Consider the following 21,514-nt stretch of genomic DNA (forward strand, 5'->3'; position numbering starts at 1 on the left):
TTACATTCATCACTCACGTGGGAAGAATTAGCAAGCGGATTCTGTTGTATACACCAACTCTATCTCATCAAATAGATCTTATGCCCATCATTTCCCTGCCAAGGATACCGTCATGCGTTCGAGCATCTTGCCTGTCATCCAGATCGCCCCGTCGATAACAAGCGGCAGGAAGATGCGGTCACGGAATCTGCACCATCCCGTCTCCTTCTCTGCACTCTCGCGAAGTGCCGCCGTGTACGCCGCCGACACCTCACGCGCTGCGGGAAGCCCCTTCTCGTGCATCCAGAGGACGGTCGCTTCCTTCGCTTCCGTCCGTACAAAATCCCCCACATGATTCTTCAGTTCGTTTTGAATGTGTTCCAGTTTCATCTTCAACACGCTCCTTCATAGTCCGTTACCCCACGCGCAATGGCGCGGGCAAATTCATCCTGCCGGCTGCGGAGCAACTGCGCATCGCCCGCATGGTCGATAAACGCAAGCTCCACAAGCACTGCGACCGCATCAGTGTTGCTCAGAACATACAGACCGTTGACACCGGGCTTTGCGCCCTTTGTGCCGCGATCCGTAGTTCCGAGTGATGTGACAATCTGGTTCTGAATGCAGTTTGCCAGTGTCTCCCCTGCGCCGCTTCCGTAGAAGTGCCAGACCTCTGTCCCGTTCGCACTGCCGTTACAAGCGTTGCAGTGAACAGAGATAAACACATCGGCATCCGCACGATTGGAAGCCGAGACGACTTCGTGTAGGCTGTCGGATTGCAAAGTGCCAACTACCTCTACACCTGCTGCAGCGAGATAGCCCGCAACAAGGTCAGCGACGTTCTTTGCCACATCACACTCGCGCAGTCCGTAGCCGCACGCACCGGGGTCTGGATTGCCATCCGGTGCATGACCCGGATTCAAAAACACACGCATCAAGATTTCTCCTTCGATTTCGGCACGTCCGCATACGGAATGCGCTCACCGTCACGTTCCAAAAACACATCTTCGGCATTCCCGTCTTTGCTCTGAATGTACCTCTCAACAGCGACATCCACGAACTTCGGCTCAAGTTCCACGCCATAGCAGATACGGTTCAACTGCTCACAGGCGATGAGCGTTGATGCAGAACCAAGGAAGCCGTCGAGAACGATGCCGTTCGTCTGCGTACACTGCTTGATGAGATACGCGATAAGCGGCACGGGCTTCGAGGACGGATGTCCGCAGCCGTCCTTCTTCGAGTCCTTGATACGGTCAAATGCAAAGACAGTGGTCTGCTTCTGATCGCCGTACCACCTGTGCCGTCCGTCCTTCCTCCATCCCCAGATAATTGGCTCGTGGATGTACTTCCAGTCCGTGCGCGTAAGAACCAGTCGGTCTTTCTTCCAAACCAAGCCCGCGCCAACTTTAAAGCCCGCATCCTCATAAGCGTCATGAAAGATGCGGGCTTTTGCTGTTGCGTAGAAAACGTAGATGGAAGCGTCTGTCGCCATTGCCGAGTGGAAGGCGGTAAAGGCAGATTTGAGGAACTCGTAGGCGTCCTTGTCATTCAGATCGTCGTTCTTTATTTTCCCGGAGGAACTTTCCAGAGCCACAAAATACGGCGGGTCCGTGCAGACGAGATTGACCTTCTCGCCGCCAAGCAGACGCTCGTATGTCTCCGGGAGAGTGGAATCTCCGCAGATGACACGGTGCTTGCCGAGATGCCAGACATCTCCTGTTTTGGCAACGCAGGGCTTTGCCAACTCTGCGTCCACGTCGAAGTCATCTTCCTGCGCCTCCCCACCATCCAAGGAGAGCAGGTCAGCAATCTCGGACTCATCGAAGCCCGTGAGAGATACATCGAAGTCCATACCCTGCAAGGCTTCCATCTCGACGCGCAGCATATCTTCATCCCATCCTGCATCGAGTGCGAAACGGTTGTCTGCGAGGATGTACGCTTTCTTTTGCGCTTCCGTCAGATGGTCGACGAATACGCACGGCACATTCTCCATACCCTCCGCCCGTGCCGCCGCAACACGCCCATGCCCTGCGAGAATGCCGTAGTCCTTGTCGATGATGACGGGACTCACGAATCCGAACTCCCGCAGACTTCCGCGCAGCTTGTTGATCTGCTCCGGCGAGTGTGTCCGTGCATTGTTGGCATACGGAACGAGTCTCTCGATTGGAACGAGCTTCATCTCCGATGTTGTTTTGTTCAAATGACTTCCCTCCTTACTTCCTCGAGCGCAGCAGCTGCTCCATCCGATCCTCTTGCGGAGAGCCGACGAATGTAGTCGTGCAATTCTGCTTTACGATGTCAAATATCTCATACCAGAGCAGATTGGACTGCTTCTGGAATGCCTGTCCCATCTGGACAAAGGGGCTTGCAATCGCTCCGCCTGTGGTCGGATGTTTGCCAATGAGCCCGTATTGACTCATTGCTTCCTCACACTGAATGAAGCGGGCAAATGCCTGCGCGTAGCTTTCAATCAGGCGAGGATTCACGAGACGCTCACAGCCGCGCTCCTTGAGCCACAGCCACGTCTCGCGGAAAATCTCGTCTGCACCGAGCGGTTTTCCGTTCCTCTGCCGTGCCGACAGGAACTCGCTCGGGGTCGGCATCTCCTCGCCGTAGAGGTCGGCGGCATCCACAAGATCTGTGCCGTCCAGTTCCGTCATGGGGAACTCCATGATGTGCGCCGTTCGCCCGCCTGCAATTTTGTCTGCCAGTGCTTCGGGTTTGTCTCCCGCCCGGATGCGCCGTCCGCCGCGATTTGTACCGTCACGCGCCATCTTATCGCCCCCTTCCTTTAATACCCCGTTTGAACCGATGTTTTTGTGCGTACGCCCCCTCCCCGGTCCAGTAACGGCGCGGTTTTAGAGATTTGACCGCCCCCTAGGGGATCTAGCGGTCGCCACTGCAACGCTGATGAATCCGCTCATGACAAGACACGCAGAGCGACATCAAATTGCTCTCCTCATGTGTGCCGCCGTCCGAGAGTGGACGTATGTGATGCACGAGTGTCGCAAGGACGTATCTGCCCTGCTCTTTACACATCTCACAGAGCGGATGCCCCGCCAAGTGTCTATCTCGAATCCTGCGCCATACGCTACCATACCTCTCGTGCTGATCGTAGCCACGGGAAAAATGCTCGTAATGTCGCTGCACGACTTTCTCATGCGTCTCACAGTAACAGCTTTTTCTGTCTGTGAGGTTCGGACAGCCTGTCATACGGCAGGGGCGCTTCGGCTTTCTCGGCATCGCTTCACCTCCATCTCGGCATGAAAAAACCTCCGCAGGGATTGCTCCCATTGGAGGCTGTCGCTTACACTTTTCTATGATATAGATTACCATGTCAAGCGTGTGACACGCAATGTGACAAGTAGTGCCAACAGATACCATTCGAGTGACACGGTGTGTCAATTTTCGAGATTTTTTATGATTTTTTTGTGAAGACGATGGACGGAGCGCAGACTGCAATCCATCTCCTCGGCGATTTGCGCCCATGATTTTCCCATTACGTAACGACTACGCAGAAGACACTGCCATTGTGGATTGCGGACTCTGCCGATAAAACCGCTGATTTCCATCTTCACGCTTACCAATCGGTCGATATCTGCATCCAGTTCCTTTTCCTTCTCCACGATGCGCTCTACCCACTTGGTATAGGAGGCCTCCTCCGGTGCGCTGCGGCTGACGTGCTCCTCCAAGCAGCCGGCGCTGATGCTCTCGGCAAGTCTGCGGAATTGATTCACTTCCTCCATCTTGGAGTGAATCAGCTGATCCAATTGTAACGCCCGCCCCAAATATTCTTTTACAGCCATCTCAATCATCCTCCAAATCTTTCTTGATCTGCTCAAAAAGCCGATGTCCGTCAATCGATGTCAGTTGCGTAAACCACTTGGAGTGGAAGAACCGCACCGTCTCTGCAACCATCTGCTCGCTCTCCCGAATGGAATCCAACAGGCGCTCTTCCCTGCTCTTTTTCTCTTTCCCGACGGGGAGACGCCCTTTCTTATGCTCCTCGCGCAGTTTTTTCTTTTTAGCAAGCCGCGCCGCGACACGATCCTCCAGTTCCTTTGTGCGAGGGTTCTTTTTGAGGAACTTTGCGGCTTTCCGATAGTCGTCGGCGGCCTGCGTTATGATAGCGTTTGCCAGAACTTCGTATGCATCCACAGGATCATCTCCCCTCTTCCAACACAGCCTTGACATCAGCCACAGAACGAACCACTGCGGCTATACCGCCGACCGCATTGATCTTTCGTATGGTCGCTTCTTGCAGTGCCGTAGGCTTGCCGCGCTCGGTCTTGACCTCAAATCCGTAAAATTTACCGCCAATACAGGCGATGATGTCCGGGATTCCCGCCGTTCCGTACAGCCCTCCATGAGCCTTCCAGCAGAAGCAGTCCGGGCGGGATTTCAAGTACGTCAGAATGGATTTCACGATTGACGATTCTTTCATGTGTTCCACCACTTTCCTTTATTTTCAAGGGTTGGAACACATAGAACACGAGAAAAGCGATTACTATATACATTTTCTATAAAAAATAAATGGGTGGTATTTTTTATAATATATATAGAAATAGGGCTTTTCGTGTTCCACGTGTTCCGAACCGTTCCTTTTCCGTTCATAAAAATCCTTTCGAAACCTTGTCACGCAAGGATTTCCCCGAGTTTGATGCCGACGAGAACACGTCGCTTGGCAATACGGTCAATCTTCCGCTCCAAATGGGGAAAGGCGGTCATGATCTGCTGCACAAAGGTTTTCTGCGAGTAAGGTTTAAGACCGCACTCCTCGCAGTAGCCTTTGTAAGCACTCCACAGCTCCGTAGATCCAACGCAGCCGTCTCCTTCCGACAGAACGATGCAGTGCTCCTTGACGAAGGACAGCACCGAGTCGGATTCTTCCCGGTATTGCTGAAGCTCCGTCCGGTTCTTTTCCGTCTCGGAGAATACATAGTGATTTCCCATAAGCCGCCGCAGACCTTGGAGGGCAAAGAGAAAAATCCCGTCCGCCTCGGCGCGGAACTTCTCCAAAAGCTCCGGGTCGCGCTTTTCCTTTGGCACAGAATGATTGAACCGCACGATGATAAGCCGGCGATAAAATCCCTCGGACTTGTCCCCATAGTTCTTGGGTATGCTGTTGCAGGAAAACAGCAGCCGCGCCGTAGATTGGAAGGAAAACGGATTCTTGTTTTTCTTTTCCACGGTCAGATAGTCCTCGCCCACCAGTGCCTTGAAAATGCCGTTGTCGTCGATGTTCTTCGTGGGGAGGTCGGCGAAAATGTTTGCCAATTTCCCAAACAGCTCCGCCGTTTTGAACCGCTCGTTCAGCGCCTGCCACGACACATTGGACACATTCTGCTTGCCGAGGAGGACGTCATTCAGGACACGCAGGAGGACGGACTTTCCGGCGCTCGCAACACCCACGATGACAAAACATTTCTGGGCAGAATTCACCGGAATGAGAAAGTAGCCCAACATCTCCTGCAAGAGTGCCACCTGTGCCATATCGCCGCCCATGGATTCGGCAAGAAACTGCTTGAAACGGGGACAGTCCGCTCCCTTGTCATAGGCGACATTCAGCTGCACCGTGGAGCAATAATCCGGGGTATGCACAGATAGGGTATCCTCCAACACGTTATAGAGACCGTTTTTCACGTTGATGATAAAGGAATTTGCATTGAGTTCCCGCACATCCCGCTGCACAAGCAGCCGCCACTGTTTTTCGGCATCAACGATATGGCGCATCCGCGACTCACGGAGCAGGAGTTTTTCCTGCACCATCCGCTGGGCTTCCATCTCGGGCATTTCATGATAGACGCCCGCCCGATAGCAGAAATGTTGCTCCGCTGCATAGAACACCTGCTGCGCTCCCGCCATTTCCTTTGCCAGGACGCCCGGCAGGAAACGTAGCCCGCTCTTGGTCGGCTCGTACCAGTCCGGCACGAAGCTTCCCGCTTGAGCGCGTTTTGCTTCCTTGCCGGATTGATATTGACGGCTGACTTCTTTGTACGCCGCATTCAGCGATTTCAAGAAGTTCGCACGGAGTTTGAAGTGCTCGCGAATTTCGGCGTTGATCATCACATCGGCGACGACGACGTCCTGATTGTAGAGATAGTCCGTCACAAAGTCCTTTGCCGCCTGCAAGTCCTTCAGCGTGTCCCCGGTTACGGGAATTTCTGCCAAAACGGCCATCAAAGCGTCCGTATTCAGGGGCTGAAAACATAGTGCTGCCGGAGACTTCACCGAACACACTCCTGCGAGAAATTTGGGACACTTGAATCCCTTCTCGAAGATAACCTTGCAGGTGATTGGCTTTGTACCGCTCTCCAAGAAGTGATTGATTTTCTTCTGCGTACCGTTCTCGCTGTACCCCGGGTACGGCGCGGAAAGAGCATGAATCAGCGCCGTCCCGCCGTCAAAGGGCGCAAGGTTCGTAATCATGGCATACCAGTCATGCTCGGAAAGGTTCGCCGCATCATCCCGGCAATGCTTCAAAAAATCGCAGGAGCGCATGACAATGTCCAGTCCCCGGTCATTGCCGGACTTCTTCTCTACCGTCTGCTCATCCATCTCCGGCAATGCATCGGACAACTGATCCTGTGTGTATTTCCGTTCCGGGTGAAAGCTGATGCACTCCACGCTGACCGGCTCTTTCTTGCAGTGAAGGAAACCGGGAAGGCGCATGACGCGGGATTCGTTGACACAGACCGGATCGCCGTCAAACTGCTTCACCAGCTGTTGCTGGATCGTGCGAAAACGCTCCACCCGTGCCGTGCCGTCCATAAAGTAGTAGACGTGCAGGGATTTTCTGGTCTTTATCACCATCGACGGCGGCAAAGGGAATGCGTCAATCTTTGCTTGCTGCTCCTCGAAAGTGCCGTCGTCCATCTCGAAAAACTGGGCGTTGATGCGGGTGATTGCCCCATCGTCGTGACCGCCGTAGTTCACCACGAAGAAAACGCCGCGATTCTGCGCGTTGTGCTTTTTGAGCGTTTCCTCGATGCCCATGTATTTCCCGCACTCACATTCCAGTTTTGCTCCGTGGAACACGCCGTCCTTCCTGTCCTCAAAGACACGGAAGCAAACGGTTTCAGCGGGATTGAACAGGCAGCCGAGGACATCCATCGCCGTGACGTTCATATCAACACTCTCCCATATCCGGCTGCCGTACAGGAATCCCCAGTCGCTTGGCTTCCTCGATTTCCCTCTTCATGCCGGAGGAAATTTCGCCGTTTTCCGTAAAGATCCATACCTCGTCACACAGCGCAAGAAGGGCAAGCCCGAACATCAAGCCCATTTCCCGTTCATGCGGGGAGCTGTCATTCAAAATCTGCGGATAGAGAAGATGGCTCGCCACGGGCATATTCCCCCGACCTATGACATAACGGCAGAACCGGACGGCATTCTCTTTGTTGGTCGCGACGTCTCCGGCGTACTTTGACACCACGTAAATCTTCCTGCGATTCTTGGCGGCAAAGCGCCGCCGCTGTCTCTGTTTATACTCCTTCAGCACCCGGCTCATGGCCGTCCCTGCCGTAGGGTCTGGATAGCCCTCAGTGTTTTTGAACATAATCACACCTCCAGTTCCTCCATAGCGCCAAAGTTTTCTCCGGCAGAGGCTTTGGCGATAAGAGGCAAGTCAAATTCCGGGAAAGGCTGTTCTTCCATGCACGCACGGATAAACGCTACCGCCTCATCGAGCCGTCCGGCAGGGATAATGAAGGTCAATTCGTCATGAATCTGCAGGATCGGCTTCAGCCAGGGTCTGTCCGGCAATCCCTTTAAGATGCGGACAATCGCCAGCTTCAAAATATCGGCCGCCGTCCCTTGGATGGGAGTGTTCAGAGCGCAGCGCTCTGCAAAGGACTTCCTTGCCCATTCCTTGCTGCGGATATCGGGAAGGTAACGCCTGCGTCCGAGCCATGTCTCCGAATACAGCCTGCGCGCGGCCTGTACTTTCGTCTCTTCCTGCCACGTGGAAAGTTCACGATACCCGGCTTTGAGGTTGGCAATGACGGACTCGCATTCCGGGAGCGTCTTTTCCACCCCCGCTTTGAACTTGAGGGTATTCTGCAGCCCGCGGGGGAACAGTCCGTAGAAGGTGCCGAAGTTGACATTTTTGGCGATGGTGCGCCGCTCCTTGTAGTCGGCTCGATGCTTATCTTGGGCTTCCTCATCGGTCACGCCGAAAATGACGCAGGTCGTGGCGGCGTGAATATCGCCGCCCGCACGGTAGGTCTCCATCATGCGCTCATCCCGGCAGTAGAACGCACCGACACGCAATTCGATCTGTGAAAAATCCAAGGATAAAATCAGGTGACCGCTCGGTGCTTTGATAAAGTTCCGAACGCCGATGGGATCATTGGACTTTCTCGGCATATTCTGGCAGTTCGGCTTTCGGCAGTTCATTCTGCCCGTATCCGTGGAAAGAGCGAAAATGTCGGGATGCAACCTTTTGGTCACGGGGTTGAGGAATTTCAAGTAACCGTCGATGTAGGTGGACTGTATCTTTCCCCACCTCCGATATTCCTGCACCAGCTTGAAGAGCGGCACGAGTTCCGGCTTATGTTCCTCGCACCATTCACCGAGGAGAACCATCGCCATATCGTCCAGAGCGGCTTGGGATTTGTTGGTAACCTTGAGGACGGGCAGCCCTTGACTCTCGAAGAGATATTTCTTGAAATCGGCGGTTGAGCAGTTGGCTCCGATGTTCACATCCCCAATGAGAAACGTGATTTCCTGCCGAATCCGCTCCATCTCCATTTCCGATTCGGCTTTTCGCTTCTGCATCAGAGATTGGTCAATGGGTACGCCGTTGTTTTTCATCACTCCCAAGTAAATAGCCGTGGGAGATTCCATGTGTTCCACAATCCACCGATGACGGGGAAGATAACGGTCAAACCAGCCGTTGAACGTATGATAGAGACGCAGAGAAAAATCTGCGTCGGCTGCACCATAGCGGACAGTTTCTTTGTCCTGTGCGGGAAGTTCGTCAAAGTGTTTTCCCCCCGTCGTCTCGGCGAAGGTGGGAAGAGACTCTTCCAAGAGTTCTCCCGCTAAATGTTTCAGCCCGCTTTCATTCAGTCTGCGGAACTCATATGCAGATCTCGAGGTCATCTGTGCCGCCGCTATTGTGTCATAGACGGGCGGCTGTATCACGATGCCCCTCGCGTATGCCATCGAGGATTCAAAGGCGATGTTGTGGGCGACCTTGGTGATGTGGGGATTGGCAAGGAGATCGGCAAGAAACAAGAAAAACGCGGTTCGGTCAATATTTGCGCCAATTTTATGCGCAACAGGAACATAAATGCCCGTTCTCTCCGAAGCGGAGAAAGCGCAGCCGACAATATGCGCCCTTGCAGGATCAAGCGCGGCTTTCTCCTCAGCCCGATAGGCCTCGTCCGGTGCAGTTTCAAAGTCAAAAGCGATAATCTCTGCATCCCCCAAGTAATCACGAATGCCCTGAACCGTAGTCACGCATTTGTAAACTGTCGGTTTCATTTCACTCACCTCACTTACCGTAACGCCGAGGAATGGTATCCCCGGCGCATGGGCAGTACATATAGAACCTATTTCAAAGCCGGGATAATCTCGCCTGTCTCAGTGTCAACAAAGATTTCCTCATCCACCGGAATAAGGGCAGCCGTGGTGAGATTTTGGGCATACTCCCTCATCTGCTGAACATAGGGAGCGGTTGCCGCTTTTTCCCCGTCGGTGAGGTCACGTACACGCTGAAAGACGGCTTGAGAGAAATCGCGATTGGTCGCATTACTGTGTGCCTTCTTGAGAGATATTTTTACCACCATCTGATGCGGCAGCTTCATATGCTTGGCGAACCACAGCTTAACAAAGTCCTCAAACTTGCGGACAGAGCCGACGGGAAGGGAGAGCATCATGGGGAGCAGTTCACCTTCCTGCAAGATATACAGCATCTTGCGGTTCTGACACGCTTTTCCCTGCCCCTCCGTACCGCTGCCAAAACGGTTATGAGGACACTTGCGGCAGTCGCCGCCGGGGCTGCCGATACCTTGTCTGCCGTCAAAGGAGCCGCAATCCGGAGGATTGCTTCCGCCTTGATATGTCGTGGTGTAATAGGAAAAGGACGGATGGCTGTGGAGGATGATCCCCACAATCTCCGCTACCTGCTGTTCCTCCTCGCCATCGGCGGGAACAGTGAAAAACTTGGAAACGCCGGATGGCATCTTGATGCGATCCATGGAAAACTCCATGCCCACGCAACATTCCATCAATTCGCTCTTGAGATCGGTCAGTCGGGCAATATTGGAAAATCCGCCCGTCTCCACCGTTGCTACTTCGTTATTGGTCTTGGTTGTCATGATAAATTCCTCCAATCTTAACCTTTGCGGATATTGACATTGACTTCCTCGTGCGCGTTTACCACTGCCGCCAGCCAGTCGGGAAGATTGCCGTCATTAAGTGCCATCTGCTCTTTGCAGAAAGAGGACAGTGTCCGAACGTTCACATCTTCCTTGACGAGCGAACCGTACCCGGCTTTTTTGAGTGCAGCACACATCGCAGCTTTCTTCCCGGCCTGTGCCGAGGCATGAACGCCCGTATGCAAGTAGAACAGCTTTCCGCCTCGAGAAAACTTGGTGCATTCGGCCTCCACCATGCCGGAGGAGAGTTCCCTATCGAGCGTTTCAATCGCAGCGTTCAGTTCCTTGACGCAGCTCTCATGATCTTTCTTCTCCTCACGGCAGGCACGGAGTTTATCCGCCAAACTGAAAAGATGCGATATGTCCACGTTTTTCTTTTGTGTATCTTCCACTGAGATAACCTCCTATTCTGCATAGGGGTTGCGCCCCTTGCGGTAATCGTCCACGAGCAGTTTGGCAAGGTCGGCTTTATCTCGGAGTGCCTTCAGCACCTTGCGGTCAACCGTCCCCGCTGCTACGATGTAGATGTAATGGCAGTTCTCCTTTTGGGAGACACGGTGAATCCGTGCCTTCGCCTGCTCAAAATTGCTCATGCTGTAGTCCATGCTGAAAAACACCATCGTTGCGGCGGCGATCAGCGTTATGCCGAGTCCCGCTGCCGCGATCTGACCAACAAACACACGGCAAATCTTATCCTCCTGAAAGTGCCGTATTTCCTCTTCTCTGTTTTTGATGCCGCCACGGACGGAGGCGTAGCCGATGTTTTCTTGTCCAGCAGGTCTTGGATCGCATCAAGCTCCGCTACGAACCGCGCCATAATGACCAACTTTTTTCCATCCGACATCACCGTGTCGATGATGTCGGATAAGGCATCCAACTTGGCCGTACTGATGGGATGTGCGCTGCCGTCGTCGTCCGTGATAAATCCGCCCGTCAATTGCGAGAGCCGCAATAGTTTCGTCAGCACATTCACCGTCGAAACCTCGCCGCAAGCCAGTTCTGCGTAGGATTCCCGTTCCAAGTTTTTGTAGACTTTGACAGCCTTTTCCTCCAATGCAACAGAACGGACTTCTTCGGTGATCTCCGGCAAATCCAAGCACTCCGTTTTTGTTACCCGGTATGCAATGGCATGAAGCCGCTGCAGGAAATCATCTCGCATAGACTCTTTGAAAACGGGAACATACCCTCCGTAGCCCGCCATATCGAAAAAACAATTCCGAAAGGCGAAGAAGCTCGTGCCGAAAATCTCCTTGTTGAGAAAGCGATACTGACTGAACACGTCCAGTTCTTTATTGGTGATGACCGTCCCCGTCAGGAGCAGTTTGTACCGTGCAGCATCGCCCAAATGATGCATTGCCTTAGACTGCGCCGTGCGTCCCTCTTTGAGTTTGTGCGCCTCATCCGCTATGATGAGATCGGCATCGTAAGCCTTGAGCTCGTTCTCCAACCGCCATGCGCTTTCGTAGTTCACAACAACAATTTGGAGATGTTCCCCCTGGACGGCTGCCGTCAGCAGCTGCTCCTTCTTCTTGACACTTGTTCCTTTTAGGACAGTCACCGTATGGGGAAAATCTGCAAAGCGGGAAAATTCCTCTTCCCAAACACCGAGAATACTGAGCGGAGCTACCACAAGAACACGCTTGACTTTATCTGCCCTGCGCAAGGCTCCGGTGATGGCAACGCTGCATAGTGTTTTGCCGCAGCCCATTTCGAGGAGGAGTGCCGCACCACGGCTTTTGATACCCCCACCCTCCAGTCCGAACAGACGGCAAGCAAACTCGTAGGTTCTGACTTGGTGCTGATACGGCTTTGCCCGAATTGGCATGGTGGAGATTTTTATAAGCTCATCCAAATGTCTCTCTTCCTTTCCTCTGAGATGGGGATACGAAAAATATCCCCTCAATTCACAGGCAACAGATTTCCGTCAAAAATTAACCATCCGGCAAAATTTTTTTGAAGATAATTTCCTTCAACAACTTTTCCAGTTTCATGCGACGCTTTTGGATTGCCGGTACAGACACGCCCGCCAGCTTTGCAATCTCCGACTGAGTCATCTCCTCAATGTAATACTGCCAAAAAAGTTCCTGCAGACTCGTCTCCAAATAACTGACCGCTTCGTAGAGAAGCTCCTTCCTGACATCGCGCCGCTGCTCTTCCTCGTTACGATACGCTTCTTCAAGCAGCCTCGTGTTCTCCCGATACGAACCGTCGGATTCGTCCGTCAACTGATTGAACGACAGCACCCACTGAGACTTTTTCCTTAAACCAATGCTCAGTTCCATATCTGCCGTCTTATGATTGACCATCCCCGAAGTGCAGTTCTTGTGATTGTTGTAAACCTTGGCGTCATCAAGGCTATGCAGGAACTTGATATGGATGTCGGTCACTTGGGTTGCCGCATCGGGACGAAGCGTGATGACCAACTGTCCCTTGGCATCGTAATAGTTGTACGTATCACGCCGACTGGTGGGAGTCTTGCGGATTTTCTGTTTCATTTTCGTGTCCTTTCTGCCAATACGCAGGGCAAAGGACACGAACGAAAAAGGTCGGCTGCCTTTCGGTAGCCGACCCGCGCTGCCTAAATTACACATGGCGATAAAGGCTACCGTATATTGACACTCCCATCACCGGAGTGATGAAAAAGTGTCAATATTCGTATCCTTCGCCGTATTACGTAATTCAGGCGCAGATATTTTGTTGTCTTTATTTTCTAACAGGAAAGCTACCCCGATCCAGAGTAGCCAAAATCAGATAAAACTCAGTGGCATCACTTTCTCGTCCTTGACTTAGCCTGCGCCAAAGCACTCCCAGCCACTGATTTGGCAGCCTTGCTGTAGTTGCTGCTGCGAAGAATGCGGCTTGCAATTTGGGCTACGCGTGCACTGGTCTGTTTCTTATTTTCAGTCATCCGAATCACCTCCTCTCAATTGATATGGCATTAGTTTACATTGACGCGAAGCAGATTGACATGATTGAGACTTTACCAATACTTACTTTTTACTTACACTTTTCACGAGATAAAATAGTAAAAACATTTTAGAACTTGAAGATTTTTTTGTTTTCTCAAAAATCGCATTGATAATCGCAAAAAATTATAGTACACTAAAACTGTTGATTTTATCGACAGGAGGGATTACGCTTGAGCGTATGCTACAACTATGACGGTTTATGGAAATTGCTTATAGACAGAAAGATGAAACGAAAGGATTTAGCCGATATGACGCACATAACCTCAGCCACGATGGCAAAAATGAGCAAAGAAAAGCCTGTCAGCATGGAAATCATAGGTCGAATATGTGAGGCACTTGATTGTCAGATAGGCGATATTGTGGAGGTCGTAAAAACAGAGCAATGATTTTAGTTGTGGGGAGATGATGGGATGATACTGTGTTACGGTGTGTTATTGAAGATATTGGTTCTCTGCAAAGCGGCAAATGAGACACAAAAAAATATTAACGGGACATTACTGATGTCCGTTAATAACACCTATGATGTCCGTACCGATGACCATCTCGCCTCCACTTTAATTAGATGCAAGAAAAACCTTACCGAAAATGTTACGAATAAAAAATTCTACGAAAGATCGAGCAAGATGACTTGATAAAATATTTTGAGCGTGAGGTTCGCCCGCTAATCAACCCGGAAAAAGAAAATATCGTTCTTCGAGCATTGCAAAATATCATCATCAGTTCCGATTTTAAGTCACGATATGTGGGGAAATTAGGTCGAAAACAGATATTGAAAGAAGAAAACCTCGCCCCTTTCTTGGCGAATGTTTTTCTTTACACATTGGCTGTTCCTAATAACGTCAAAGAAGGCGAAGATTTTGCACGCTCATTAAATGAGGAAACACTCTCTAGTCTTGCATCTAATACTGTTAAAAGTTCGAGTTATGTACCAATAAGTGAACCGCAGATTTTGCCGGAACAGTTACTCCTCCCCCTTTTGATGGGTGGAAGATGTTTGTCTTGCGGAAAATCCTTAATCCAACGAGATAATGAAGGTGAGTTCTTCCAATCACAGCAAGTAGTGGAATTGACTACCACATCTAACGGGCAAGTGGTGGAAATTTCTTTATGCCCAAACTGTGCGACAAAGTATTCGCAATTAAACCAGAAACAGAAAAATGAATTGATCCGTGCTTTTTTTCAAGCCAAGAAAACGGCACAAATTCCGTTTTATATCACCGATAATGAGAAAACCAATAATTTGATTGCAATGACGATAAAAACCTTGCATGATTCAAATCGATTAAGCGACACACCTCAAAAATATGATCCATCCGAGGTGGAGGAGAAAATTAAAAACGCCATTATCCAGGACAAGATCAGTTCGTACGTGGCAAATCATTATTACTATGTAAATGACATACTCAATAACATGGCAACGGCGAATATGATAACCGCCACAAAAATGGGAAAGGTAATGCGTCGCTTGTATGAAGACGTAGAAGAAAGTTTGAATTGCAAGGGAACCGACATCCCCATGCAGGAAGCAGTTTTTGAGGGCATGGTTACCGAAGTTCACGCCCGAAGCCACCAATTAAGCCGTACTGTTTGCGAATGGCTGATTGCCTATTTCATCCAAGGATGTGCTATCTTCGATGCGATTTCCAAGTAAGTTTACGCCTTATGCCAACAGCATCTTTATCTACTTTCCAAAAATCCTCTCCTTGCTTAATGAACGTGACAGAACGCCCGCTGAATTGCTAGATGAGCTTCAGATTGAGGCGCAGACTTTAGGAGATTTTATCAGTGCCTTGGATTGTCTTTATGCACTAAGGCAGATTGATTTTAACGAGAAGGGACTGGCGCTTCGTTATGTTGGTAAAACTTAGGTGCGAAAAATTCTCCGCGCATATCAGCAAGGAGCACACCATTTCCTTTCACGAAGGCTTAAATGTCGTATGCGGCGATGACAAAGGAAGCAACGCTATCGGCAAGTCTACGTTTCTCCTGATCATTGATTTTGTCTTTGGCGGCAACAGCTATACGAAATTAGCCAAAGATATCATGGAGAACATAGGCGTACACACGTTTTATTTTGAATTTCTCTTTGACGGGGATTCTTATTTTTATAGCCGATCAACGGATACACCCAATCAAGTTGCGATGTGTACCTCAAAATACGAAGTCATCAATACGATAACTGTGGGAGAATATCAGGAGGAACTGGCTCAACAATATCGTATTGACTGTGCGCCACTACGATTCGCTGAGATATCCGAGCATTTTTTTCGTATCTACATCCGTGATAACACATCCGCACGTTTGCCGATGCGGTTCAAGAACGAGAAGATTGCAACATCTGTAGATATTATTCTCCAACTGATGAATGCTTATGATGCTTCTTTGGCCTTGAAAAACGCCGAAGAACATCTTGGATTCAAAGCCGGACAGGACGTTAAGGTCAAAGAGAAAAATTATGTGGAGCAAATAGCGAGAAACGAAACCACGATGGCATTATTGCAGACACGATTAGACAATTTGGTGGCAAATAACCCCGAGACTCAAATCAACATGCTTGAGGACATTAGTGACCAGGAACGCAGCCAGATGTTGGAAGCAAGTACCAAACTCAGAGAAACCGCCCGTGTTTTAGACAGAACCAAGGCACAGATGGCCGCCATCTCATCCGACAGGAATATTGCCTCCAAGGAATATGCCGAGGAATTTTCTGCTCTAGAACAATTCTTCCCTCACTGCAATGTGAAACTCTTTGAGGACATCGAGCATTTTCATAAGCGTATCAACCAAATGCTGCAAATGAAAATCCAAGCAGAGATGAACCAGCTCCAGATCCTTGCCGCTTATTATGAAAAGGAGTTCCAGCGCACAAAGGAAAAATTACAAGAAAATAAATTGGCTCAGAGATACGCGGAGCGGATTCTTCATCAATGTATCTCCATTTCTCTCCAAATTGACAAATTGAACCGAGAAAACGAAGACCTACGGATCGAAAAAGATCGATACGACAAAATCCTGGAGATGCGACAAGAATTAGAGGATCTTTACCATGCACAGGCCAAGCGGATGGCGGCTGTAGCAGATGACGTCAACCGTGCCATGTACGATATCAATGAACAAGTAACCGCAGGGACAGAACAACCGCCGCATCTAACCATTAAGGAAGATAAGGAGATATCCTTTTCCACGCCGAATAACACCAGCGAAGGAACGTCCTTCAAAAATCTGGTGATATACGACCTAGCTATGTTCCTGCTGACCCCGATTCCCATATTGATTCACGATTCCAATATCCTGCGGAATATTGACAATGTACAGTTCCCACGAGTTTTGGATGCCTATACGAAGATCGGCAAGCAGGTATTTATAGCTTTTGACCGCATTGAATCCACTCCCGAGGAAGCCCGTAAAATCATCCGCGATCATCAGATTGTGGCATTGGCTGATGGAAAGGAGCTATTCGGGCGCTCTTGGAGCAAGACGAAAACAACAAATAGGAAGAAGTGAGGATTTTTCATGGCTGCTATTCATGAGTTGCTCCGTCAAATTTCGGATGATACTCTTCGGAATCGTTTAGCGAATGAGATAAAAAACTGGAGCAAAAAAGAAGTTCGGTTTGGTGTTCGAGGAACACCTGCCGGAATGTACTCCCCTACACCAACGGCCCATCCGTGTCGGCTCCCATGTGGCAAAAAAAACAGGTCGTATCGTTGACATATACACCGTGGTGTCCGTCATGGGAAAGAACGCCGTTTGCCAGCCCATTGCGGCAAACGAGTCCGAGATTATTCCTTTGCAGGAACTTGTGATGGTAGCTACATTTGGTGATGCCATTTTCCCCTCCTTGGAATCTCTCGGCAAAGTAAAAAACGCCCCAGAGAGCGGTCTTTGGCACACGCTCATCGAGGCGGACAATTATCATGCATTGCAGCTTTTGGAGTATCTGTACCCGCAGAAGGTGGACTGTATTTATATTGACCCCCCCTATAACACCGGGGCAAAGGACTGGAAATACAACAACGACTATGTGGACGGCAGCGATGCCTATCGGCACAGCAAGTGGCTCTCCATGATGCAGAAGCGTTTGGAGTTGGCAAAGAAGCTCCTCAATCCTGTTGACTCCGTTTTAATTGTAATGATTGATGAAAAAGAATATCTTCATTTAGGATGTTTATTAGAGGAATTATTTCCTGAAACCGAAATGCAAATGGTTAGTTCCGCAATTAACGGAAAAGGTGTGTCGCGAGGAAATGAGTTTGCTCGTGTCAATGAATACGCATTTATAGTTCGCATTGGTAAATGTAGCGTAAATGCGATGCAATTGTCTCCAGAATGGACGGGAAATATAAAGACAACCACTACAAATAAAGTCCGTTGGGGTAGTCTAATGAGGAGCGGTACAGGCTCTGCCCGCGAAGATTCACCAGGCTGTTTTTATCCCATTTACATTTCTGATGATAAAACGAAATTCATGGGCGTAGGTGAACCGCTTCCTATTGGAGTTAGTAGATATACTGTAAAAACTCCACCAGGACAAATTGCACTTTGGCCTGTTCATGCCGATGGAAAAGAAGGTCGGTGGCAATATGGAAAAGACAATTTTGAAGTTATAAAAAACAAGGGGTATGTTAGAATAAGTACCCAAACAAATAGAGGCGAGGCAACTTTAAGATATATTTCCGAAGGATGGCAAAAAAAAGTAGAGGATGGAACCATAAAAGTAATAGGAAAAGCTGATGACGGCTCTTTACTTTTTGATGATGATGAATATCAGAAAAGCTTCATTCCTGGAAATCAATGGTGGATTCCATCACATGATGCCACAGAATTTGGTAGCAAGGAATTAAATAAAATTATCGGAAAAAGGTTTTCCTTTCCCAAATCCCTCTATGCCGTACATGACACCGTACGCTTTTTCGTAGCCAATAAACCCAATGCCCTAATCGTCGATTTCTTTGCCGGTAGCGGCACGACACTTCACGCCGTAAATCTCCTCAATGCTGAGGACGGTGGCAACCGTCGCTGCATCCTCGTCACCAACAACGAAGTCTCCGAGAGTGAAGCAAAGAAGCTAACCAAGGAAGGTCATCAGCCCGGCGATGAGAAATGGGAGCACTTGGGCATTGCCCGCTATGTCACTTGGCCACGCACGGTGTGCAGCATTAAAGGGCATGATGTAAACGGCAATCCGCTGAAAGGCAATTATCTCGGCAGTGACCGTCCTATGAATGAAGGGTTCCCCGCCAATGCGGAATATTTCAAGTTGGGTTTTCTTGACAAAGACTCCGTGTCCCTCGGCGCACAGTTTCGAGAAATCTTGCCGCTCCTATGGCTCAAAGCCGGAGCCGTAGGTGAACGCCCGGAACTGCCGGGAGAAGACGAACTGTCTATGCTCATCCTGCCAAAGAACGATTTTGCCGTTCTCTTGGACGAGGGCTGCTTTGGCGAATTTATGGATAAGCTGGGCGAAATACCGAAACTGTCCACCATTTACCTTGTCACGGACTCCGAAGATCTGTTCCGCAGTATGGCAGGGCAGCTTGGCGAAGTGGATGCTTATCAGCTTTATCGTGATTACATTGATAATTTTGTCCTTGGAGCAAGAAACAGAGGAAACGAAGCATGAGATCACAGTTATTTTCTTTCCAAGAGGCGGCTCTTTCCGAGCTTCACGCAAAAATAAAAAGTGCCCATGCCGACTGGCATGAGGGCGAGTCCCAAGCCATCTGCTTTTCCGCGCCCACGGGATCCGGCAAGACCATCATCATGACGGCACTCTTTGAAGAGATTTGGTACGGCACGGGTGAGGCCTTTGAAGACCCTGACGCTATTTTCGTCTGGCTCTCTGATTCCCCGGAACTGAACGAGCAGACGCGCCGCAAAATAGAGGCCAAGTCCGATAAAATTCTCGTACGCAATGTGGTGATGGTGGACGGAACCTATGACAGGGAGCATTTTGCTAGGGGGAAAATTTATTTTCTCAACACGCAGAAAATTGGGAGCGACAAGCTCTTGACACAACACTCAGATGCACGCACTTACACCATCTGGGAGACGCTGACCAATACGGCGAAGCGTTACCCGGAACATCTGTATATCATTATTGACGAAGCACATCGCGGCAGCCTTACAAATGGGAAGGCCTCGGGAGTTGCTAGGTCCATCATGCAGAAATTTATCTTGGGCAGTCCTGATGACGGACTTTCCATCCTTCCTCTCGTCATTGGCATGACGGCTACTCCTCAGCGTTTCCTTACGCTTTTGGAGAAGGCTGACAAGACCGTGGTTCGCAAGGTGGCTGTATCCCCTGCCGATGTGAGAGACTCAGGGCTATTGAAGGACAGAGTCATCATTCGTTATCCCGATATCGCCATCAATGCGGACATCACCATGTTTTCCGAGGCGGCCAAGAACTGGCAAGAGAAATGCCGCCAATGGGAGAATTATTGCCGCGAGGAAAATGAGCGTCTCGTACGTCCTGTTTTAGTGGTGCAAGTTGAGGATGCCGCAGGGAAAGACATCACGCGCACAGACATTGGTTCTTGCATTGATGCCTTGGAGAGCGTATTGGGCAGAAAGCTCAAGAAGGGCGAGGTGACACACACATTTGACTCCCCCAGGCCTCTTACTGTGCGCGGCTTGGATATCCCCTATGTGGAGCCGTCCCGCATTGAAGACGACGAGGATATCGGCGTAGTCTTTTTCAAAATGAACCTCTCTACGGGCTGGGATTGCCCGCGTGCGGAAACCATGATGTCATTTCGTAGCGCACAAGATTTTACCTATATTGCCCAACTATTGGGACGCATGATAAGGACGCCGTTGGCACGACGCATTGCCGTTCGTGCGGAACTTAATGATGTGTCTCTGTACCTTCCCTTCTATAACGAGAATACCGTTGAGGCTGTCATTAAGGCGCTCAATGAAAACGAAGCCATTGCTCCGACAGAAACCGGGTCAAACCGGGAACTTGTCACACTCAAACGAAATGATTCCTTTGCTGACATCTTTGCCGCGGCAGAAAAACTCGTCACATATCGGCTGGACTCCGTACGAAAGCAGCCATCTATCAAGCTCTATGTCCTGTTATCCAAAATGTTGGAGATCGACCGCATCAGCCATGGAACGAAAGAGGATGCTCTAAGGACGCTCATTGGCATCATGGACGAGCATTTGGAAAAACTCAAAGAAAGCGGAGAATATGACCGCCGTGTGGCGAAAATGACGGGATTTGCCGTAGGAGTCGCAACTTATGAATACGGAGAGCAATCCTTCACGGTGAATCCCGAAACGCAACGGATGGAGCTTTCTCCCTTTGATATCAGACATCATTTCGATCAGGCGGGACGGCTCTTCGGCGAGGGTTTGCACCTCGAATACTGGCGCAGACACAGCAAGGAAGACTCCTCCGAGATAAAACTCTCCATCATTGTCATGGCAAACGACACAGACTTGATGGAAAAGCTGACAAAGCTGTCCGAGGATGGTTTTTACAAGACCTATCACAAATACAATGAAGCCATCAGCAATTTGCCGGAGCATAGACGAAATTTTTACGACCGCCTTATTGGTGCCTCGGCTAAACCCGTCTCAGTGCCTTGGAAATTTCCACTGTCCATTGATTTCAATGTGTCCGAGTGTGCTGAAACCTATGACAAACACCTCTACCTGCCCGAAGGAACGCCATTCACGGCAAATCTTAACCCGTGGGAAAACGACGTTTTGCGAGAGGAAATGGATAACGGCGCAATCGCTTGGCTTCGCAATCTCGACCGAAAGAAATGGGCATTGGCTATTCCCTACGAGATAAATGGCTCGACGCTCCCCATGTATCCCGATTTACTAATTGTCCGCATGGGCGATCATGGCTATGTGTTCGATATTTTGGAGCCGCATGATGCCAGCCGCAAGGATAATTACCCGAAGGCCGTCGGCTTGGCAAGATTTGCCGAGGAACATGCCCATATCTACGGACGCATCGAGCTGATCCGCAAGCAAAAAGCGCCGGACGGCAAGGAGCATTTCTTCCGGCTCAATATAGCAAACGTCCTCGTCCGCAAGAAGGTGAAGGCCATCCACTCCAATCAGGAGCTTGACCTGATTTTCGAGGAATATGCCGAGCGGAAGGACTAGTCCTTTCAGCAACAAAACTTGAGGTGCCAAATTGGAATCTCAAGAGGAGATAAA

At 50.1% G+C, this 21,514-nt stretch carries 22 protein-coding genes; 6 read left to right on the forward strand and 16 right to left on the reverse strand.

The genetic code is table 11. The features are described from left to right. Positions 1-87: 87 nt before the first annotated feature. From HMPREF9162_RS04815 to HMPREF9162_RS04885, 16 genes are all read right to left on the reverse strand, one after another. Entirely contained in the window at positions 88-369 is a 282-nt protein-coding gene (locus HMPREF9162_RS04815) for a hypothetical protein (protein WP_009438483.1), read from the reverse strand. Between the two features lie 2 nt (positions 370-371). Next, positions 372-911, reverse strand: coding sequence for an N-acetylmuramoyl-L-alanine amidase (locus tag HMPREF9162_RS04820; protein ID WP_009438454.1), 540 nt, complete (start codon positions 909-911; stop codon positions 372-374). Then, positions 911-2,176, reverse strand: a complete 1,266-nt coding sequence (locus tag HMPREF9162_RS04825; protein WP_009438546.1) for a site-specific DNA-methyltransferase — start codon at positions 2,174-2,176, stop codon at positions 911-913. Before HMPREF9162_RS04825 ends, HMPREF9162_RS04820 begins: the two co-directional genes overlap by 1 nt. Before the next feature lie 13 nt (positions 2,177-2,189). Then, positions 2,190-2,750, reverse strand: coding sequence for a P27 family phage terminase small subunit (locus HMPREF9162_RS04830; RefSeq protein WP_009438332.1), 561 nt, complete (start codon positions 2,748-2,750; stop codon positions 2,190-2,192). A gap of 112 nt (positions 2,751-2,862) precedes the next feature. Further along, entirely contained in the window at positions 2,863-3,219 is a 357-nt protein-coding gene (locus HMPREF9162_RS11895; RefSeq protein WP_037350225.1) for an HNH endonuclease, read from the reverse strand. A 158-nt stretch (positions 3,220-3,377) separates the two neighbouring features. Further along, the gene (locus tag HMPREF9162_RS04840; protein WP_009438487.1) at positions 3,378-3,782 is read right to left on the reverse strand and encodes a DUF1492 domain-containing protein; all 405 of its coding nucleotides are present in this window, start codon (positions 3,780-3,782) and stop codon (positions 3,378-3,380) included. Between the two features lies 1 nt (position 3,783). Further along, on the reverse strand, positions 3,784-4,134 hold the full coding sequence (locus HMPREF9162_RS04845; protein WP_009438432.1) for a hypothetical protein: 351 nt from the start codon (positions 4,132-4,134) through the stop codon (positions 3,784-3,786). 4 nt (positions 4,135-4,138) lie between these two features. After that, on the reverse strand, positions 4,139-4,402 hold the full coding sequence (locus HMPREF9162_RS04850) for a VRR-NUC domain-containing protein (RefSeq protein WP_217490383.1): 264 nt from the start codon (positions 4,400-4,402) through the stop codon (positions 4,139-4,141). Between the two features lie 209 nt (positions 4,403-4,611). Beyond that, the gene (locus HMPREF9162_RS04855) at positions 4,612-7,104 is read right to left on the reverse strand and encodes a phage/plasmid primase, P4 family (RefSeq protein ID WP_009438444.1); all 2,493 of its coding nucleotides are present in this window, start codon (positions 7,102-7,104) and stop codon (positions 4,612-4,614) included. 1 nt (position 7,105) lies between these two features. Beyond that, positions 7,106-7,534 carry a DUF4406 domain-containing protein gene (locus HMPREF9162_RS04860; protein ID WP_037350227.1) on the reverse strand — a complete coding sequence of 143 codons (429 nt, stop codon included), beginning with the start codon at positions 7,532-7,534 and terminating at the stop codon, positions 7,106-7,108. A gap of 2 nt (positions 7,535-7,536) precedes the next feature. After that, positions 7,537-9,441 (reverse strand): bifunctional 3'-5' exonuclease/DNA polymerase, encoded by a 1,905-nt coding sequence (locus HMPREF9162_RS04865; RefSeq protein ID WP_254655353.1) that lies wholly within the window; start codon positions 9,439-9,441, stop codon positions 7,537-7,539. Positions 9,442-9,533: 92 nt separating this feature from the next. Continuing rightward, positions 9,534-10,301 (reverse strand): hypothetical protein, encoded by a 768-nt coding sequence (locus tag HMPREF9162_RS04870; RefSeq protein WP_009438527.1) that lies wholly within the window; start codon positions 10,299-10,301, stop codon positions 9,534-9,536. Between the two features lie 17 nt (positions 10,302-10,318). After that, a complete protein-coding gene (locus tag HMPREF9162_RS04875) occupies positions 10,319-10,753 on the reverse strand; it encodes a hypothetical protein (protein ID WP_009438324.1) in 435 nt (144 codons plus the stop codon). Between the two features lie 12 nt (positions 10,754-10,765). Beyond that, complete coding sequence (locus HMPREF9162_RS12700) at positions 10,766-11,095, reverse strand: helicase-related protein (RefSeq protein ID WP_371067610.1); 330 nt, start codon at positions 11,093-11,095, stop codon at positions 10,766-10,768. Continuing rightward, positions 11,002-12,213, reverse strand: coding sequence for a DEAD/DEAH box helicase (locus HMPREF9162_RS04880; protein WP_009438489.1), 1,212 nt, complete (start codon positions 12,211-12,213; stop codon positions 11,002-11,004). Before HMPREF9162_RS04880 ends, HMPREF9162_RS12700 begins: the two co-directional genes overlap by 94 nt. A gap of 79 nt (positions 12,214-12,292) precedes the next feature. Beyond that, on the reverse strand, positions 12,293-12,856 hold the full coding sequence (locus tag HMPREF9162_RS04885) for a sigma-70 family RNA polymerase sigma factor (RefSeq protein WP_037350229.1): 564 nt from the start codon (positions 12,854-12,856) through the stop codon (positions 12,293-12,295). Between the two features lie 644 nt (positions 12,857-13,500). Here HMPREF9162_RS04885 and HMPREF9162_RS04890 point away from each other — a divergent pair. The 6 genes from HMPREF9162_RS04890 (at position 13,501) to HMPREF9162_RS04920 (ending at position 21,460) form a co-directional block, all read left to right on the forward strand. Continuing rightward, on the forward strand, positions 13,501-13,716 hold the full coding sequence (locus HMPREF9162_RS04890) for a helix-turn-helix transcriptional regulator (protein ID WP_037350230.1): 216 nt from the start codon (positions 13,501-13,503) through the stop codon (positions 13,714-13,716). A 242-nt stretch (positions 13,717-13,958) separates the two neighbouring features. Next, positions 13,959-14,981, forward strand: coding sequence for an ABC-three component system protein (locus HMPREF9162_RS04900; protein ID WP_009438393.1), 1,023 nt, complete (start codon positions 13,959-13,961; stop codon positions 14,979-14,981). Beyond that, positions 14,965-15,198, forward strand: coding sequence for an ABC-three component system middle component 7 (locus HMPREF9162_RS04905; protein WP_037350231.1), 234 nt, complete (start codon positions 14,965-14,967; stop codon positions 15,196-15,198). The genes HMPREF9162_RS04900 and HMPREF9162_RS04905 overlap by 17 nt, the downstream gene beginning before the upstream one ends. Then, entirely contained in the window at positions 15,182-16,834 is a 1,653-nt protein-coding gene (locus tag HMPREF9162_RS11735; protein ID WP_009438463.1) for a DUF2326 domain-containing protein, read from the forward strand. The genes HMPREF9162_RS04905 and HMPREF9162_RS11735 overlap by 17 nt, the downstream gene beginning before the upstream one ends. A gap of 112 nt (positions 16,835-16,946) precedes the next feature. Continuing rightward, positions 16,947-18,953, forward strand: a complete 2,007-nt coding sequence (locus tag HMPREF9162_RS04915) for a site-specific DNA-methyltransferase (protein ID WP_217490384.1) — start codon at positions 16,947-16,949, stop codon at positions 18,951-18,953. Next, a complete protein-coding gene (locus tag HMPREF9162_RS04920; RefSeq protein ID WP_009438541.1) occupies positions 18,950-21,460 on the forward strand; it encodes a DEAD/DEAH box helicase in 2,511 nt (836 codons plus the stop codon). The genes HMPREF9162_RS04915 and HMPREF9162_RS04920 overlap by 4 nt, the downstream gene beginning before the upstream one ends. Positions 21,461-21,514 lie beyond the last annotated feature (54 nt).

It is taken from the genome of Selenomonas sp. oral taxon 137 str. F0430 (assembly GCF_000183625.1).
Lineage (GTDB): Bacteria > Bacillota > Negativicutes > Selenomonadales > Selenomonadaceae > Centipeda > Centipeda artemidis.